18 protein-coding genes, 1 tRNA gene and 1 pseudogene are annotated in these 14,700 nt (G+C 62.1%); 13 read left to right on the forward strand and 7 right to left on the reverse strand.

Features of this window, described 5'->3' with window-relative positions:
- The first annotated feature begins 82 nt into the window (after window positions 1–82).
- Window positions 83–918: pseudogene (gene bhcR, locus LB572_RS12285) on the forward strand (HTH-type transcriptional regulator BhcR).
- Here the strand turns inward: bhcR and LB572_RS12290 are convergent.
- Entirely contained in the window at window positions 915–1,274 is a 360-nt protein-coding gene (locus LB572_RS12290; RefSeq protein WP_224667872.1) for a hypothetical protein, read from the reverse strand. The pseudogene bhcR and the gene LB572_RS12290 sit on opposite strands and share 4 nt — an antisense overlap.
- Window positions 1,275–1,424: 150 nt before the next feature.
- On the opposite strand from LB572_RS12290, the gene LB572_RS12295 reads away from it, so the two are divergent.
- On the forward strand, window positions 1,425–1,844 hold the full coding sequence (locus LB572_RS12295) for a hypothetical protein (RefSeq protein ID WP_224667873.1): 420 nt from the start codon (window positions 1,425–1,427) through the stop codon (window positions 1,842–1,844).
- 109 nt (window positions 1,845–1,953) lie between these two features.
- Here LB572_RS12295 and LB572_RS12300 read toward each other — a convergent pair whose 3' ends face one another.
- The 3 genes from LB572_RS12300 to LB572_RS12310 all read right to left on the reverse strand — a co-directional run bounded on the left by LB572_RS12300 (window position 1,954) and on the right by LB572_RS12310 (window position 3,015).
- A complete protein-coding gene (locus LB572_RS12300; RefSeq protein ID WP_224667874.1) occupies window positions 1,954–2,262 on the reverse strand; it encodes a BA14K family protein in 309 nt (102 codons plus the stop codon).
- A 191-nt stretch (window positions 2,263–2,453) separates the two neighbouring features.
- Entirely contained in the window at window positions 2,454–2,669 is a 216-nt protein-coding gene (locus LB572_RS12305) for a hypothetical protein (protein WP_224667875.1), read from the reverse strand.
- Between the two features lie 178 nt (window positions 2,670–2,847).
- Window positions 2,848–3,015, reverse strand: coding sequence for a hypothetical protein (locus LB572_RS12310; RefSeq protein WP_140802978.1), 168 nt, complete (start codon window positions 3,013–3,015; stop codon window positions 2,848–2,850).
- Between the two features lie 279 nt (window positions 3,016–3,294).
- Between LB572_RS12310 and LB572_RS12315 the strand changes: the two genes are divergently transcribed.
- Window positions 3,295–3,370 (forward strand) — tRNA-Thr (locus tag LB572_RS12315).
- Between the two features lie 85 nt (window positions 3,371–3,455).
- On the opposite strand, the gene LB572_RS12320 is transcribed toward LB572_RS12315, so the two are convergent.
- Window positions 3,456–3,635 (reverse strand): hypothetical protein, encoded by a 180-nt coding sequence (locus LB572_RS12320; protein WP_224667876.1) that lies wholly within the window; start codon window positions 3,633–3,635, stop codon window positions 3,456–3,458.
- A 294-nt stretch (window positions 3,636–3,929) separates the two neighbouring features.
- Between LB572_RS12320 and LB572_RS12325 the strand changes: the two genes are divergently transcribed.
- The 3 genes from LB572_RS12325 (at window position 3,930) to LB572_RS12335 (ending at window position 5,186) form a co-directional block, all read left to right on the forward strand.
- Window positions 3,930–4,637 (forward strand): Crp/Fnr family transcriptional regulator, encoded by a 708-nt coding sequence (locus LB572_RS12325; protein WP_224667877.1) that lies wholly within the window; start codon window positions 3,930–3,932, stop codon window positions 4,635–4,637.
- 63 nt (window positions 4,638–4,700) lie between these two features.
- Window positions 4,701–4,946, forward strand: coding sequence for a hypothetical protein (locus LB572_RS12330; protein ID WP_224667878.1), 246 nt, complete (start codon window positions 4,701–4,703; stop codon window positions 4,944–4,946).
- A gap of 9 nt (window positions 4,947–4,955) precedes the next feature.
- On the forward strand, window positions 4,956–5,186 hold the full coding sequence (locus tag LB572_RS12335) for a hypothetical protein (RefSeq protein ID WP_140802975.1): 231 nt from the start codon (window positions 4,956–4,958) through the stop codon (window positions 5,184–5,186).
- 270 nt (window positions 5,187–5,456) lie between these two features.
- On the opposite strand, the gene LB572_RS12340 is transcribed toward LB572_RS12335, so the two are convergent.
- Complete coding sequence (locus LB572_RS12340) at window positions 5,457–6,071, reverse strand: TetR/AcrR family transcriptional regulator (RefSeq protein ID WP_224667879.1); 615 nt, start codon at window positions 6,069–6,071, stop codon at window positions 5,457–5,459.
- 93 nt (window positions 6,072–6,164) lie between these two features.
- Between LB572_RS12340 and LB572_RS12345 the strand changes: the two genes are divergently transcribed.
- From LB572_RS12345 to LB572_RS12375, 7 genes are all read left to right on the forward strand, one after another.
- On the forward strand, window positions 6,165–7,247 hold the full coding sequence (locus tag LB572_RS12345) for a spermidine/putrescine ABC transporter substrate-binding protein (RefSeq protein ID WP_224667880.1): 1,083 nt from the start codon (window positions 6,165–6,167) through the stop codon (window positions 7,245–7,247).
- An 8-nt stretch (window positions 7,248–7,255) separates the two neighbouring features.
- Window positions 7,256–8,101 carry an ABC transporter permease gene (locus LB572_RS12350; protein WP_140802972.1) on the forward strand — a complete coding sequence of 282 codons (846 nt, stop codon included), beginning with the start codon at window positions 7,256–7,258 and terminating at the stop codon, window positions 8,099–8,101.
- Window positions 8,102–8,103: 2 nt separating this feature from the next.
- Window positions 8,104–8,886, forward strand: a complete 783-nt coding sequence (locus LB572_RS12355) for an ABC transporter permease (RefSeq protein WP_224667881.1) — start codon at window positions 8,104–8,106, stop codon at window positions 8,884–8,886.
- Window positions 8,883–9,947 carry an ABC transporter ATP-binding protein gene (locus LB572_RS12360; protein WP_224667882.1) on the forward strand — a complete coding sequence of 355 codons (1,065 nt, stop codon included), beginning with the start codon at window positions 8,883–8,885 and terminating at the stop codon, window positions 9,945–9,947. Before LB572_RS12355 ends, LB572_RS12360 begins: the two co-directional genes overlap by 4 nt.
- A gap of 3 nt (window positions 9,948–9,950) precedes the next feature.
- Window positions 9,951–10,709, forward strand: a complete 759-nt coding sequence (locus LB572_RS12365) for an MBL fold metallo-hydrolase (RefSeq protein WP_224667883.1) — start codon at window positions 9,951–9,953, stop codon at window positions 10,707–10,709.
- 489 nt (window positions 10,710–11,198) lie between these two features.
- A complete protein-coding gene (locus LB572_RS12370; protein WP_140808871.1) occupies window positions 11,199–11,972 on the forward strand; it encodes an NAD kinase in 774 nt (257 codons plus the stop codon).
- Between the two features lie 293 nt (window positions 11,973–12,265).
- On the forward strand, window positions 12,266–13,819 hold the full coding sequence (locus tag LB572_RS12375) for a DEAD/DEAH box helicase (protein WP_224667884.1): 1,554 nt from the start codon (window positions 12,266–12,268) through the stop codon (window positions 13,817–13,819).
- Between the two features lie 66 nt (window positions 13,820–13,885).
- On the opposite strand, the gene LB572_RS12380 is transcribed toward LB572_RS12375, so the two are convergent.
- Complete coding sequence (locus tag LB572_RS12380) at window positions 13,886–14,491, reverse strand: hypothetical protein (RefSeq protein ID WP_224667885.1); 606 nt, start codon at window positions 14,489–14,491, stop codon at window positions 13,886–13,888.
- Window positions 14,492–14,700 lie beyond the last annotated feature (209 nt).

Below are 14,700 nucleotides of genomic sequence, written 5' to 3' on the forward strand. Positions count from 1 at the left end.
TCGTTTTCCAGAAAACCCGCTTCGACAACTACTGAAAAACTTTTTCATTGCATCCGGCGTCAAATCGGCGAGAATGACGGGCATGGAAACCACGGAAAAACGCCAGCGCGGCCCGCCCCGCGCCGCCGGCCGCGCGCCTTCAATGGTCCATCCGAAGCGGCTTCGGTTCAGTCGCTCGACCGCGCGTTGCGGATCCTCGCGATCGTGGCCGAGGCGAGCGGCCTGTCGCTCAGCGAAATCGCGGCGCAAAGCGGTATTGCCGCCTCCACCGCCTATCGCATGCTGACGACGCTGGAGAACCACGGCATGGTCGAGTTCGATACGACCGACCAGCTCTGGTCGGTCGGCGTCGAGACCTATCGCATGGGCTCGGCTTTCCTGCGCCGGCGTAAGCTCGTCGACCGCGCCCGCATCGTCATGCAGGAATTGATGGAAAAGACCGGAGAGACCGCCAATCTCGGCGTCGCCGAGGACGATTGCGTGGTTTTCGTCAACCAGGTCGAGACGCACCAGGCGATCCGCGCCTTCTTTCGCCCAGGCACGCGCAGCCCCTTCCATGCCTCGGGTATCGGCAAAGCGGTGCTGGCGCATCTCGAGCCTGAACGGGTCGCCGCCATCCTGCGCAAGTCAGGCCTGCAGCGCTACACCGACAAGACGCTTTCCGACATCTCGGCGCTCGCCCATGACCTCGCGACCATCAAGCATCGCGGCTGGTCGGTGGACGACGAGGAGCGCCATCCCGGCATGCGCTGCGTGGCGGCAGCCATCTTCGACGAATATGGCGAGCCGATCGGCGGCGTTTCGGTGTCCGGCCCGACGGTGCGGGTCACACCTGAACGGCTGGCCGAGATCGGTCCGCTGGTGCGCGACGCCGCGGTCGAGGTGACGAAGATGATCGGCGGTGCGAAGGCATTCTAAGCGGCGCCCGGCAAAGCGCTCTTAGCCGCTATCTCGAAGAAATCGAGCAGGATCGCCAGCCCGACGCCGCAAGCGGTCAAGACCAGGCCGGCAATGAATATCCGGTTGGCGCGCGCATAGATGGGCCGCTGCAGCGATTTGGTGTCGAGCAGCATGGCCAGGGCCCGCATCTGCAGGGCGATGCCGACGAGGATCGGCACCACGGCGAACAGATGATAGGTCTGCCAGGGGATCGGGTTGGCGGCCCAATGGGTGATGAAACCCAGCGAAAACGCCAACAGGATGCCGACGGTGGTGACCGTGCCGTTGCGAAAAACCGGCTCGATCAGGTCTTCCTTGGGATCCCGCTCGTCCAAGCCACCCTCCCCTCGATTGGTGCCAGAAGCAGACTAGACGCTTGCAAAATCGCTGTACATCGTTGGTTGAGCCAGCCGACCCCACAGCCAGGTCGGACGCTAGACTTGCCCGTCTTGCCGTGCCGCTGGAATGCATGCGAAAGGGCAAGGATGCGGAAAACAATCTACCTCCTGTCGGCCGTTTCGCTTTGCGGATGCGTGGCGACGGCACCGGCGCCGCCCGTGCCCAGCAGCAACACCGGCGGTAATCAACGCGTCGATCCCATTCCGATTTCGCTGGCCCTGGAGGAGATCATCACCGCCGGCGTCCGCCAGCATCTGAGGAACCCGATCGCCGCAAAGTTCGGAACGATGCTCGCCGGAGAGCGCAGTTTGAACGGCCGCGACGAGACCGTCGTGTGCGGCTATGTCGACGACAAGGGCTCTCCCGGCGGCAACGAGCCTTTCATCGGCAAGATCCATCCCGATGCCGGAAACAGCTTCGAGCTCGTCGCGATAAACGACGCTTCGGTCAGCGGCGCCTGCCACATGGCGGGCTTGGCGTTGCCCGAGCTGAAGCCCAACTCCTAAAACGTTGTTCGCCAAAAAGATCAAATCAATCAGACGGATGCGTAGCGCTCGAACGCAAGAAAAGGGGCTGTGCGTAGCCCCTCTTTCCTGTCGTTGATCTTGCCCCCTCCTAGAGCCGGCAGTAGCGCGGGCCGTCATAGCTCATATAGGTGTCGGAGCGCTCGTCGTAGCTGGCGTAGCGGGCGTAGCAGCGGCGGACGTGGATCGAGTCGTAGCCGTCGTCCTCGACATAGACGGTGCGGGGCTGTTGGGCGAGCAGGCTGCCGAGCACGAAACCACCGACACCTGCCGCAATGCCGATGCCGAGCTCGCGGTGGTGATGATGGTCGTGGGCGGCCGAGGGCTGGACGGTGCCGGCGAGCGCGCCGGCGGCGACGGTGGTGGCGATGAGGCCGGAAACGATGGTGCGCTTGAACATGATGGATCTCCTTGGTTTCGGTGGAGAGGCGAACCATCCGCCTCTTGATCATGGGTCGCGGCGAGCCGCAAAAAGGTTCGAAGAATTTTCAGATTTTTTGACCGGCGATTTCCTCGCCCGCGGCGGCCGGTTAGCCCGGAACGAAAAAAGGGCGGCCCGAGGCCGCCCTTCGAAGAAAAATGGTCTTCTCGTCAGAGGAAGATGATCACCTTGCCGTGGTGGTGATGCTTGTAATGATGGTTGTGCCACCACCACCAAGGCTTGCCATGATGATTGTGGTGATGATGATGGCTGTGGTGGTGATGATGATGGTTGCCATGGGCCGAGGACGTCTGGACCGTGGCGGCCAGCGCGCCGGTGGCGACGAAGACGGCGACGACGCCGGACGTAAGGGTACGCTTCAGCATAATGATCTCCTGGATCCTTGATCGAGGCGACCATTCGCCTCTCGAGAGATCAGTCGTGGCGAAGCGGCAAAAGGTTCGAATATGAGCGAGTAGGGAGTAGCGAATAGTGAGTAGGGAAAGCACGGCGGACGCTGGACTCAAATCCCTATTCGCTCCTCGCTATTCCCTATTCGCTCCCTCACCCCATCCCCGTGACATGCCTCAGCCAGAAGGCCAGCACGACGAAGCCGACGAAGGTGGCGACGCCGGTCCAGTCGATATTGGCCTTCTTCAGGTCGCTGATGACCTTCACCAAGAGAAGCCAGGTCACGACGATGAGCGGCAGGATGATGACGAATCTGATCATGCGGCACCCCGTTCGATGCGATTGCACCCGAATGAGATGTAGGAAGCGGCACGCCGAATTTCAGGATGCCCCCTTGGTGACCGCGGCGGGTCCATTAGCAACCCAAAACGGAGTTTTGTCTTTACTGGCGCACGAAATATGCTACCGGAGCGCCATGCCCTTGTAGCTTAGCTGGTAGAGCAGCGGTTTTGTAATTCGTTGGATCAATCAGCTAAAATTCTGGAAAGCCTCATCATTTTCCAGAGAGGGAGTTTCAGGGGTATGCGTACGGGTAAATGTGCCGCCTTAGCTCAGCTGGTAGAGCAGTAGTTTTGTAAACTATTGGTCGGGGGTTCGAGTCCCTCAGGCGGCACCAACCTGTACTTCCTATCAGCCGTGACGCGTCCGTGCTCTTTTAAGGGAGATACCAGCGGGAAGGCACATGTTGGGGTAGCCGCCGATTAGTAGAGCGACTTTTTCAGCAAGAAAGCTTCGCGCCGCAGGGATGGCAGATTGCCCATGCCGATCAATTCGATTAGCTCGTGCGCTTGCGCGGCTGTGACACCAGCTTCCTTTACTAGCCAATCGACGTGATGGTCTCTGAGGGCCTTTGCGCGAAGTTCGCTGCTATCGTCGGCCATGGAGCGTGTCCCAACATGATGCAACGTGTTTGGAGCGATTTTGTTCCGCACGCCGATTAGTCGCCTAATATTCCAGGTCCCCGGCGTATCCACTCGTGTTCCGCATTGGCCAGAGGGGACAAAATATACTGCGCCTTGAGCGATGCGAAATCCGGCATGCAAAGTTGCAGGCAAGCGAGCCGTCGTTGCGAATGGGCCGTCCGAAGCCTATGCTTTCGATATCGGCCGCCAGACACGTACGGATGCAGCCGACAGTGAGAGGAAAGTGCTCTTGCCCGCAACGGGAGAAGAGCCATGCCTCAATCCACTTTTCGCAACCACGTACTGAAATCCATCGACCCTGATGATTTCGCCCTCTTGCAGCCGTCGATGCATCACGTCGAACTGGGCATCAAAGATCAGTTAGAGGTTCCCTATCAGCCGATAGAGCAGGTGTATTTTCCGGAGACGGGGATCGCTTCGGTAGTCGCTATCATGACCGGAGGGCGACAAAGCGAAGTCGGCATCATCGGCCACGATGGTATGACGGGTGTTACGGTCATTCTCGGCCAGCAGAGCTCCCCCAACGAGACCTATATTCAGATCGCTGGCCAGGGCTGGTCCCTGCCGGTTGAAAATCTTCGCGCGGCCCTCGCAAAAAGCCCGACCCTTGGCCGATCGTTGCTTCGATATGCCAACGCCTTCCTCATCCAGGCCTCCCGGACCGCGCTGGTCAACGGCCACTCGAAGATCGAGGAGCGACTGGCTCGGTGGCTGCTCATGGTCCACGATCGCTCTTCAGGAAGCAGGATTTACCTGACGCACGAATTTCTCGCGACCATGCTCGGTGCCCGGCGCCCTGGGGTCACTACTGCCCTCCAAATGCTTGAATATCGGGGGCTGATCCAGGCCAGGCGTGGTGAGATCACGATCGTCGATCGCAGCGGACTGATAAAGCTCACGCACGGCGCCTATGGCGAGGAGGAGCAACGGCATTTCAGCATTGTCCGAAATCGTACATAAGCTTGATGGCCGCTGAAAATGGGGTGTAAATTACGTTGGTTGGGGTTCAGGGAGGAACTCGCAATGACCAACGCTTTTCACGGCGTCACAGTTGAAAAGGCAACCGAGGCCTATGTCCTTTCCAGGGGTCGAGCGCGGTTCCTTTCCATCGCACAGGCAATCCGCGCCATCCGAACACTTATGCCTGCCTGCAGAACCAGCGACCACAAATTGGAAGGTATGCTGGCGGCGGCCTGCATCGTTCACGGCATTCCCGTGGCCTTCGACGCAACGATGGCCAAGGGCGAGGAAATGCGGCTCCATTCGTAGGGTCCGGAGATGCTCACGGTCACGCAGACAGCCACTTCGTCGGACGTTCGGCAGGCGGTTGTCCGCTACCTGCTCGATAGGGTCGACAATCCCAGCATTTCGATCGCCGACGCTGTCGATGCCATCAGAGAGATGTTCCCACTTTGCGAGTTGACGGATTGGCAGCTTGGCGATCACATTGCACGAGCCGCCATCGACGCGGGGTTTGTGGTTGAATTCGACGTGGGGCTCTCTGAATGAAGACGATGGCCGGCGCATATCTGGATCACCTTTTGGAGTGCCCCTTTTGCGGGACGATCCGCCTCCAGATTCCGGCCGATGCGCAGCCTTCAACGCCAATCAGATGTGCTGATTGCGGGCAATATCTCGGTACATGGGACGGACGATCTGCAGACCGATTTTGAGTCCCAGGTGGCAATGACGGAATATTCCGCCTCGACAAGCGGCGCATCCTGAAGCTCGATTAGCGCCCGCTCAAAACTTTGCATGCCGGGACCTTTCCTGAGGGCCTCACACCCCAATCGCCGTCACCAGCACCCTATTCTGACGTCGGATCGCCGCCCTCAGCTCCGGTATCTTCGCCTCGTCGCGCTTCACGAACTCGATGAACATCATGTTCATATTGTTGAAGATCAGCTCGCCCACCGCGGGCCCGTCTATGTCCGGTAGCACAAGGCCGACCTCCCGCAGGCGGGCGATCAGCGCGCTTATTTGCTCGGTCAGGTCGCGGTCGAGCGCCGTATAGGCCTGGCCGAAGGGGCTGTCGGGCAGTTGGGTCGAGATCGCCATCGCCTGCCGCCACATCTCCTTGCTCAGATAATTCAGCGAGTGCTCGATATAGATGCCGATCAGCGTATCCAGCGCGTCGCCGACATTGGCGGGCGGGTTGGCGACGATCCCTCGCCCGGCGTTCAGCACCTCGTTGACTTCCATCGAAACGATGGCGCCGAGGATATCGCCCTTGTTCTGGTAGTAATTGTAAATGGTGCCGATCGAGACTTCGGCTCGAGCGGCAATCGCCTCGATCTTGGCGCCTTCATAGCCGACCTCGCGGAAAAGCTCCGTCGCCGCATCGATGATGCGGCGGTGCCGGTCCGCCTTCTGCCGTTCGCGCAATCCGCTCATATCGGCCTCTCTGCCACAAAATCATAATTGACTCAATTTTAGAATTGGTTCAACTTTTCTTCCAACAAGCCAGCAAGGCAGGGAGAACACTCGATGACCGTCAATGCCCGGACTCCGCTTTCCAGCCTGAAGTCCCGTCTCGCAGCCGCTTGCGCAGCCGCCGCGCTCCTCATCGCGGCGGGCGGCGCTCAGGCTGCCGATCTCAATGCGCTGATCTGGTGCGATCATTCCGATCCGGCGCTGCTTCAGCCCTTCGAAGCGGCCAACAACGTCAAGGTCAACGTCAAGGAATTCGAAGGCACCGGCGCGGGGCTGGCCATCGTCGACCAGTCGCAGCCCGGCGACTGGGACGTGATGGTGATCGATAGCATCGACGTGCCGCGCGGCGTCGAGAAAGGCCTGTTCGAGCCGCTGCCCGAGGATAAATTGCCCTTCGCCGACCTCTTCCCGGAAGTGAAGATGGACAAGTCCACCATCGTCGACGGCAAGCGCTACGGCATCACCGAAAAGTTCGGTTACAACACGATCGGCTTCAACAAGACCAAGGTCGACCCGGCCGATATGGAGTCGCTGGCCTCGCTCACCAGCGACAAATACAAGGGCAAGGTCGCGATCTACGACTATTACCTGCCGGTGATCGGCATGGCGGCCTTGGCCATCGGCAAGAAGACCGCCGACCTCACCGAGGCCGACCTGCCGGCGCTGAAGGCCGAGCTCCTCAAGATGAAGGCCAATGCCAAGCTGGTTGGCGAGGTGACAGCCAGCCAGACGGCGCTGGCCACCGGCGAGGTCGACATGTTGGTTGGCGGCGGCGAATGGGTGACGGCCGGCCTTGCCAAGGAGAACCCGGCGCTCGACTTCTCGATCCCGAAGGAAGGCGCGGTGCTGTGGTCGCAGTCGCTCGCCATGTTCAAGGATTCCAAGAACAAGGACATGGCGCTGAAATTCATCCAGTACATACTGAGCCCCGAGGGCCAGGCGCGGCTTGCGACATCCTCCTGCTACTGGGGCATGCCGTCCAACACCAAGGCGGCGCTCACCGACGAGCAGAAGAAGATCCTGCGCTTCGACGAGCAGCCCGGCTTCCTCGCCCGCGCCCAGGCCTATCCGGCGCCGAACGCCGATCTCGACAAGAAGATGCAGGACATGTGGACCGAGATGCTGCAGGCGCAGTAAATCGGCCAATGAGTGTTTCTGGAGGCAATTCGCGTGCCCTGCCCTGGGCGCTGGTCACGCCGGCGCTGGCGTGGACGCTTCTGTTTTTCGTGCTGCCCTTCATCGCCATGGGGTTTTCCAGCCTCACGGCGCATGAAGGCGGCGGCTTCACTTTAGCCAACTACAGCCAGTTCTTCACCGATCCATCCTACTGGCGGGCGATGGTGAACTCGCTGGAGGTCACGGCGACCGTCACCGTGATCTCGATCCTGCTCGCCTATCCCTTTGCCTGGATCCTGGCGGAACAAGTGCCGGAACGCTGGCAGCGGCTGGCGCTGATGCTGGCCGTGCTGCCGTTCTGGACCTCCTATGTGGTGCGCTCCTATTCCTGGCTGCTGGTGCTGGCGCAGAACGGCGTCATCAACCGGGCGCTGACCGGCATCGGCCTGATCGGCGAGCCGCTGCAACTCGCCAACACGCGCTTCGCCACCGTCACCGGCTTCGTGCATTTCTTCGTCATGCTTTTGACGCTGACGATCTTCGCCAACCTCAAGCAGCTCAGCCCCAGCTACCGCAAGGCTGCCGCCGATCTCGGCGCAGGGCCGGTGCGGACCTTCCTGCATGTCGTCTTGCCGCTGACCCTGCCCGGCATCATGGTCGGCGCCTTCCTCACCTTCGTGCTTTGCATCGGCGACTACATCACGCCGCAAATCCTCGGCGGCAACAACGAGCTGCTCATGCCGCAGCTGGTGATGATGCAGATCGGCCGCCGCGGCGACTTCCCGCTGGCTTCCGCGCTGTCGATCATCCTGATGGCGGTCGTCACCATCGCCTATCTGGCCTGCGCGCGCTGGCTGAAGATCGAGCGGGCCTGACGATGCGCGCCGTCGTCCGCCTCGCCGCCTGGGTCTACGCGCTCGCCGTCTACGGCTTCATCTTCCTGCCGGTGGTCGTGCTGGTGCTGTTTTCGCTGCAGGCGACCTCGTTTCCGATCCCGCCCTTCACCGGCCCGTCGCTGCGCTGGTACCAGGCGGTGCTGTCCGATGCGCGGCTCACCTCGGCGCTGGTCAATTCGCTGCTGGTGGCGGTGCTTTCCTCGCTTGCCTCGGTCACGCTCGGCTTCCTCTCCGCCTGGGGCTTCGCGCGCTTCGTGCTGCCGGGCTCGGCCCTGCTGCGCGGACTGATCACGCTGCCGCTCACCGTCAGCTACCTGATCATCGGCATGGGGCTGCTGGTGCTGTTCAACTGGGCCGGCGTGCCGAAATCGCTTTTAGCCGCCGGCATCGGCCATGTCGTGATCAACCTGCCGCTCTGCTTCGCCATCATCTACAGCCAGATGGGCGACCACCAGATCAACATCGAGCGCGCCGCGCGCGACCTGGGCGCGGCCGAGTGGAAGGTGATGCTCATGATCACCGTGCCGGTCATGGCGCCGGCGATCTTCGCGGGCTTCTTCCTGTCGATGACCTTCTCCTGGGACGAGTTCGTCATCTCCTTCCTGCTTACCCGCTTCGAAACGACGCTGCCGGTGGAGATCTGGAACCTTTTACGCTCCGGCCTCAATCCCAAGACCAATGCCGTCGGCTCGCTGGTCTTTGCCGTCTCCATCGTCCTGGTGGTGTTTTTCGAACTGACGCTGTTGCGGAGAAAGCCGGCATGAGCGCGCCCCTGGTCGATATCCGCAACGTCTCGCACCGCTTCGGCCAGCTTGCGGTGCTGAAGAACGTCTCGCTCGCGATCGAGCCCGGCAGCTACACGATCCTGCTCGGACCGTCGGGCTCCGGCAAGACGACGCTGCTTTCGATCCTCGGCGGCTTCGTCGCGCCCAGCGAGGGCAAGGTGTTCATCCGTGGCGCGGACTGCACCGCCGTGCCGCCGGCCAAACGACCGACGACCACCGTGTTCCAGGATTATGCGCTGTTTCCGCATATGAGCGTCGGCGGCAATGTCGGCTTCGGGCTGCGCATGCAGGGCGTCGACGGCGCGACCCGGGCGGCGAAGGCGCGCGATGCGCTGGCCCTCGTCGGGCTGGCAGCCGCCTTCGACAAGAAGCCGCATCAGCTTTCCGGCGGCCAGCGGCAGCGAGTCGCGCTCGCCCGCGCGCTGGTCATCGAGCCGGCGGTGCTTCTGCTCGACGAACCGCTCGGCGCGCTGGATCTCAAGCTGCGCCGGCAGATGCAGGACGAGCTGAAGGCGATCCAGAAGCGCGTCGGCACCGCCTTCATCCATGTCACCCACGATCAGGAAGAAGCGATGGCGCTGGCCGACCATTGCGTGGTGATGAACGACGGCCGCATCGAGGACGAAGGCCCGCCCGAGCGGGTCTATGCGCGGCCGGCGACGCGTTTTTCCGCGACCTTCATGGGCGAGAGCACCATCCTTGCCGGCACCGTGACCGAAGCGAGGAACGGGATCGTCACGGCCTCGACGGCGGTAGGCTCGATATCACTGCCCGGCGCACCGCCTGCCGGCGCCACGGTTGCGCTCGCGATCCGACCCGAGCACCTTGTCCTCGGCGAAGCGAAGGGCGATGTCGCGCTGGGTACGGCCAAGATCGGCGATGTCGTCTTCCAGGGCAGCTTCAAACGCGTGCTGGCCGCCTCGTTGCTGGACCCGGCACTGCAATTCATCGCCAAGGCCCCCGCTTCGGCCACCGTCCAGGCAGGCGACACGACAGCGGTTTCATGCCAGGCTCAAGACATCATCCTGCTGGCGGACTGAGCCATGAGCATGCTTCCGGTCATCGAGGCCCCGGACTGGTACGAGACCATCCGCATGAGCGACGACGTCACGCTCATCCACGAGCCATGGATAAAACCGTTCTTCCGCTGCAACATCTGGCATGTGCGCGGCCGCGACCGCGATCTTTTGTTCGACACCGGCCTCGGCCATTTCAGCCTGAAACGTCATGTGCCGCTGGTGAGCGAGCGCACGCTTACCTGCGTCGCCAGCCACACGCATTTCGACCATATCGGCTGCCATCACGAGTTCCCGGACCGCTGCGTGCACAGCGCCGAGGCGGCAATCCTGGCCGATCCGCGCAACGAATGGACGGTCGCCGACCGTTACGCCAATGAGGAGATGTTCGACGGCGCGCCCGAAGGCTGGGACACGGCGCGCTACCGGATCCTGCCCGCGCCGGCCGGTCGGCTGCTCGAGCACGGCGACGTCGTCGATCTCGGCGACCGCGCCTTCGAGGTCATCCACACGCCTGGACATTCGCCAGGCGGCATCGCGCTTTACGAAAAGAAGACCGGCATCCTGCTGTCCGGCGACATCGTCTATGACGGGCCGCCGATCGACGACGTCTATCACTCCGATATCGAGGACTATGTCGCAACACTGCTTGCCATGCGCGGGCTCGACGTGTCGGTCGTGCATGGCGGCCATTTTCCGAGCTTCGGCAAGGTGCGCTACCGGCAGCTCATCGACGAGTATGTCACGGGCAAACGCAAGGCCGGCTGCCACTTGCAGGGCGGCTGAGCGAACAGGGAAGCGAAGCCTGGTCTTTGTTTTCCGCAATTCCGGACGGAAAACCGCTCACACTTTTCCTGGAATTGCTAAAGCGCCCTTTGCGGGCAAGGAGTTCCCGTGGCGTCACCGCAGCGGGAAGCCGTCGGCTGCGGCCGCTGGCTCATCTCTTCCGAATGACGCACCAGTTCAGCGAACATGAGCGCGAAACTTCCCATCATCAGGAAGACTATGATCAGACGCGTTACCGGCAATAGACAGGTCTCTCGACTGGCTAGCCCCCGCCAACCCATCTCCTGTCGGCTAACATGATCGATCCGGCTTTACGAGTGTTTAAGCTTCGCCTTAACCATAGCAGCCATCACATTCGTGTCGCGGCTGTCACGAAGCGCGATTGCCGGGTGTGACCCGCCGGCCAGCGCAGCGCCCTTCACAGATATGGCCGGCGCATGCTACGCCGTCGCCGGCGCGGCCCCCGCAGACGGTCGCCCTCCGGGAGCCATGAGCAAAGCCGCCAGCCGTTTCGCCTTCGTCTCTTCCGATACCGACGACGCCCGCGCCGCGCTGGAAAGCCTGTCCGCGCGCTACGGGCAGGTGCCTGTCGCGGACGCCGAGATCATCATTGCGCTTGGCGGCGACGGCTTTCTTCTGCAGACGCTGCGCGAGACGATGAGCACGGGCAAGAAGGTCTACGGCATGAACCGTGGCACCATCGGCTTCCTGATGAACGAGTATCGCGCCGGCGGGCTCGAGGAACGCATCGCGGCCGCGGTCGCCGAGACGATCCGCCCACTGGAAATGGTCGCCGTGACGCATGACGGCGAAACCATTTCGGCGCCGGCCATCAACGAGGTGGCGCTGTGGCGCCAGTCCTACCAGACGGCGAAGATCCGCATCACCGTCGACGGCCAGGTACGGCTGGAGGAGCTGAATTGCGACGGCGTGATGATCGCGACGCCCGCCGGTTCCACCGCCTACAATCTGTCCGCGCATGGGCCGATCCTGCCGCTCGATGCGCCGCTTTTGGCGCTGACGCCGGTCAGTCCGTTCCGCCCGCGCCGCTGGCGCGGCGCGTTGCTGTCCAACAAGGCGACCATACGCTTCGACATCCTGGAAGCCGAAAAGCGTCCGGTGAATGCCGCGGCCGATCATACCGAGGTCAAGGCCGTAGCCTCCGTCACCGTGCGGGAATCGCCGACGGCAACGGCAACCTTGCTGTTCGATCCGAACCATTCATGGAACGAACGTATCCTTGCCGAGCAGTTCCGCTACTGAGCCGGCGCAACGATACTGTTTCGATCAATGCATGTGGCCCAAAAGCGCGCAGCGGTTTTGGAACACGACATGCATCAAGCAAAGATTTAAAGCGCGTAGCCTGATTCCGTTTCGACGCGACGCGCTTTAAGCATCGCGATTAAGGTTACGTCTTCACAATCTCTGTATTTCGGTCCGTTTCTGTTGACAAATCGAGGGCTTGCGCCTAACTGCAACACCGATCTTGCAGGCGCGCGGCGCCTGCCGCGGCTGCTGTGCCGCGCTTTTCCCAACCAACCAAAGACAACAAACACTTGTCCTCAGACACCACGATCGCTCAAGAAGCGTTGACATTCTCAGACCTCGGCCTGTCGCCGAAGGTGCTCTCCGCAGTCACCGATGCCGGCTACACCAAGCCGACGCCGATCCAGGCCGGCGCCATCCCGCATGCGCTGCTCGGCAAGGACGTGCTGGGCATCGCCCAGACCGGCACCGGCAAGACCGCTTCCTTCGTGCTGCCGATGCTGACGCGCCTTGAAAAAGGCCGGGCGCGAGCCCGCATGCCGCGCACGCTGATCCTCGAACCGACTCGCGAGCTTGCCGCGCAGGTCGAGGAAAACTTCGTCAAATACGGCAAGAACCACAAGCTCAACATCGCGCTCTTGATCGGCGGCGTCTCCTTCGACGAGCAGGACAAGAAGCTCGAGCGCGGCGCCGATGTGCTGATCGCGACGCCCGGCCGCCTGCTCGACCACCGCGAGCGCGGCAAGCTGCTGCTCAACGGTGTCGAGATCCTCGTCATCGACGAGGCCGACCGCATGCTCGACATGGGCTTCATACCCGATATCGAGCGCATCTGCGAGATGATCCCGTTCACACGCCAGACGCTGTTCTTCTCGGCAACGATGCCGCCGGAGATCACCAAGCTCACCGAGAAATTCCTGCATGCGCCGGTGCGCGTCGAGGTCTCCAAGGCCGCCTCCACCGCGACCAGCATCACGCAGCGCCTGGTGAAGTCCGGCAACAAGCCCTGGGACAAGCGCGAGACGCTGCGCAATCTGATCAAGGCCGAAGACGCCGAGCTGAAGAACGCCATCATCTTCTGCAACCGAAAGGTCGAAGTGTCGGAGCTGTTCCGCTCGCTGTTGAAGCATGATTTCGACGCGGGTGCCCTGCATGGCGACATGGACCAGCGAGCCCGCATGCAGATGCTCGCCAATTTCCGTGACGGCAAGCTGCGCTACCTCGTTGCGTCGGACGTCGCCGCGCGCGGTCTCGACATTCCCGATGTCAGCCACGTCTTCAACTACGACGTGCCGATCCATGCCGAGGACTATGTCCACCGCATCGGCCGCACCGGCCGGGCCGGACGCGCCGGCAAGTCGTTCACCATCGCGACGCGCTCCGACACCAAATATGTCGACGCCATCGAGAGGCTGATCGGCACCAAGATCGAATGGCATGACGGCGACCTGTCGACCGTGACCGAAAGCGAAGGCGAGGAGCAGCCGCGCCGTGGCCGTGGCGCGCCGCGTCGCGCCGGCCGCAAGGACGAGGACCGCAAGGACGAGCGCAAAGAACGTGGCGAGCGCAAGAAGGACCGTCACGCCAAGCGCGACGAGACGCCCGATGCCGCGGGCGACGAGCAGCCTGTCGCCGAAGTGGCCGACATCGCCGAACGCCGCGCCCGCAAGGACGCGATTCGTTCCGAGAACGAGCGCAAGGGCCCGGGCAACCGTCACGAGCAGCGCGGCGACGCCCGTCCGCAGCGCGAACGCCCCGGCCGCCACCGTCAGGAAGAAGACGATGCGACCGTCGGCTTCGGCGACGACGTGCCGGCCTTCATGCGGATCGTCGCGAAGGTCTGAAGCCGCTCGTACAGACAGAATGAAAACGGCCCCGAACGGGGCCGTTTCCTTTCGTAGCGCCCTGCCCTACATCGGCCCAGGCATCATCTTGGTCGGCTTCTCCAGCATCGGGAAATCGGCCTTGCTGCATGTCACCTTCGGGTTGGTCGGGGTGAACATGCCGTTCGGATTGTCCCTGAACAGCCAGGCATGCAGGTCGTAGTGGACGAACTCCCTCGGGATGAGCGGGTAGTGTCCTTCCATCGGCCCCATGAATTTCTGGCCGAACAGCGTTGGAGCTTCCTTCACGTCCGGCGTCAGCGGCACCAGCCATTCCACGCCGACCAGCTTCAGGCCTTTCCTGGTCGGCTCGTAGATCAGGACATTGGGCTTCATCGGGTCGAGCGGCTTGCCGATGCTCGGGACGTTGACGAAATGGATGCCCATTGCGCCTTTCGGATAATACATCGCGCCGGCTATCTTCTCGCCGGCGTAATGGACGCAGCCGACGGTCGACAAATAGAGGTCGCGCACGGCGGCCGTGTAGTCTTCATATTTGGCGAGAGACTTCTTCAAGGCTTCGATGTCGGCCTTGCTGTCCTCGGCCTGGGCCGCGGCGGAACCGAGCCATGTGCCGATGAGACCTGCCAAAGCGAGGACGCCGCAGCGCCCGAGACGAGCTGTTCTTGTCATGCATTCCTCCCAGATTCCCTTGATCTGGCCGTGCAAGACCGGGGCGGTAGATGCTGATTGCGCGGCCGGTTGACCGCCCCATCCCCTCTGGAACAGCAGGATAGTAGTCCTTTCCCCGGCTCTGGAAAAGTATCAATTAGAACAAGCTAATGGCCTAAGACTTTCGACCCATCTTTGGGCAACGCCAAAACAAAAAACGGCCCTGTACA

Source organism: Mesorhizobium sp. BH1-1-5, assembly GCF_020165615.1.
Lineage (GTDB): Bacteria > Pseudomonadota > Alphaproteobacteria > Rhizobiales > Rhizobiaceae > Mesorhizobium.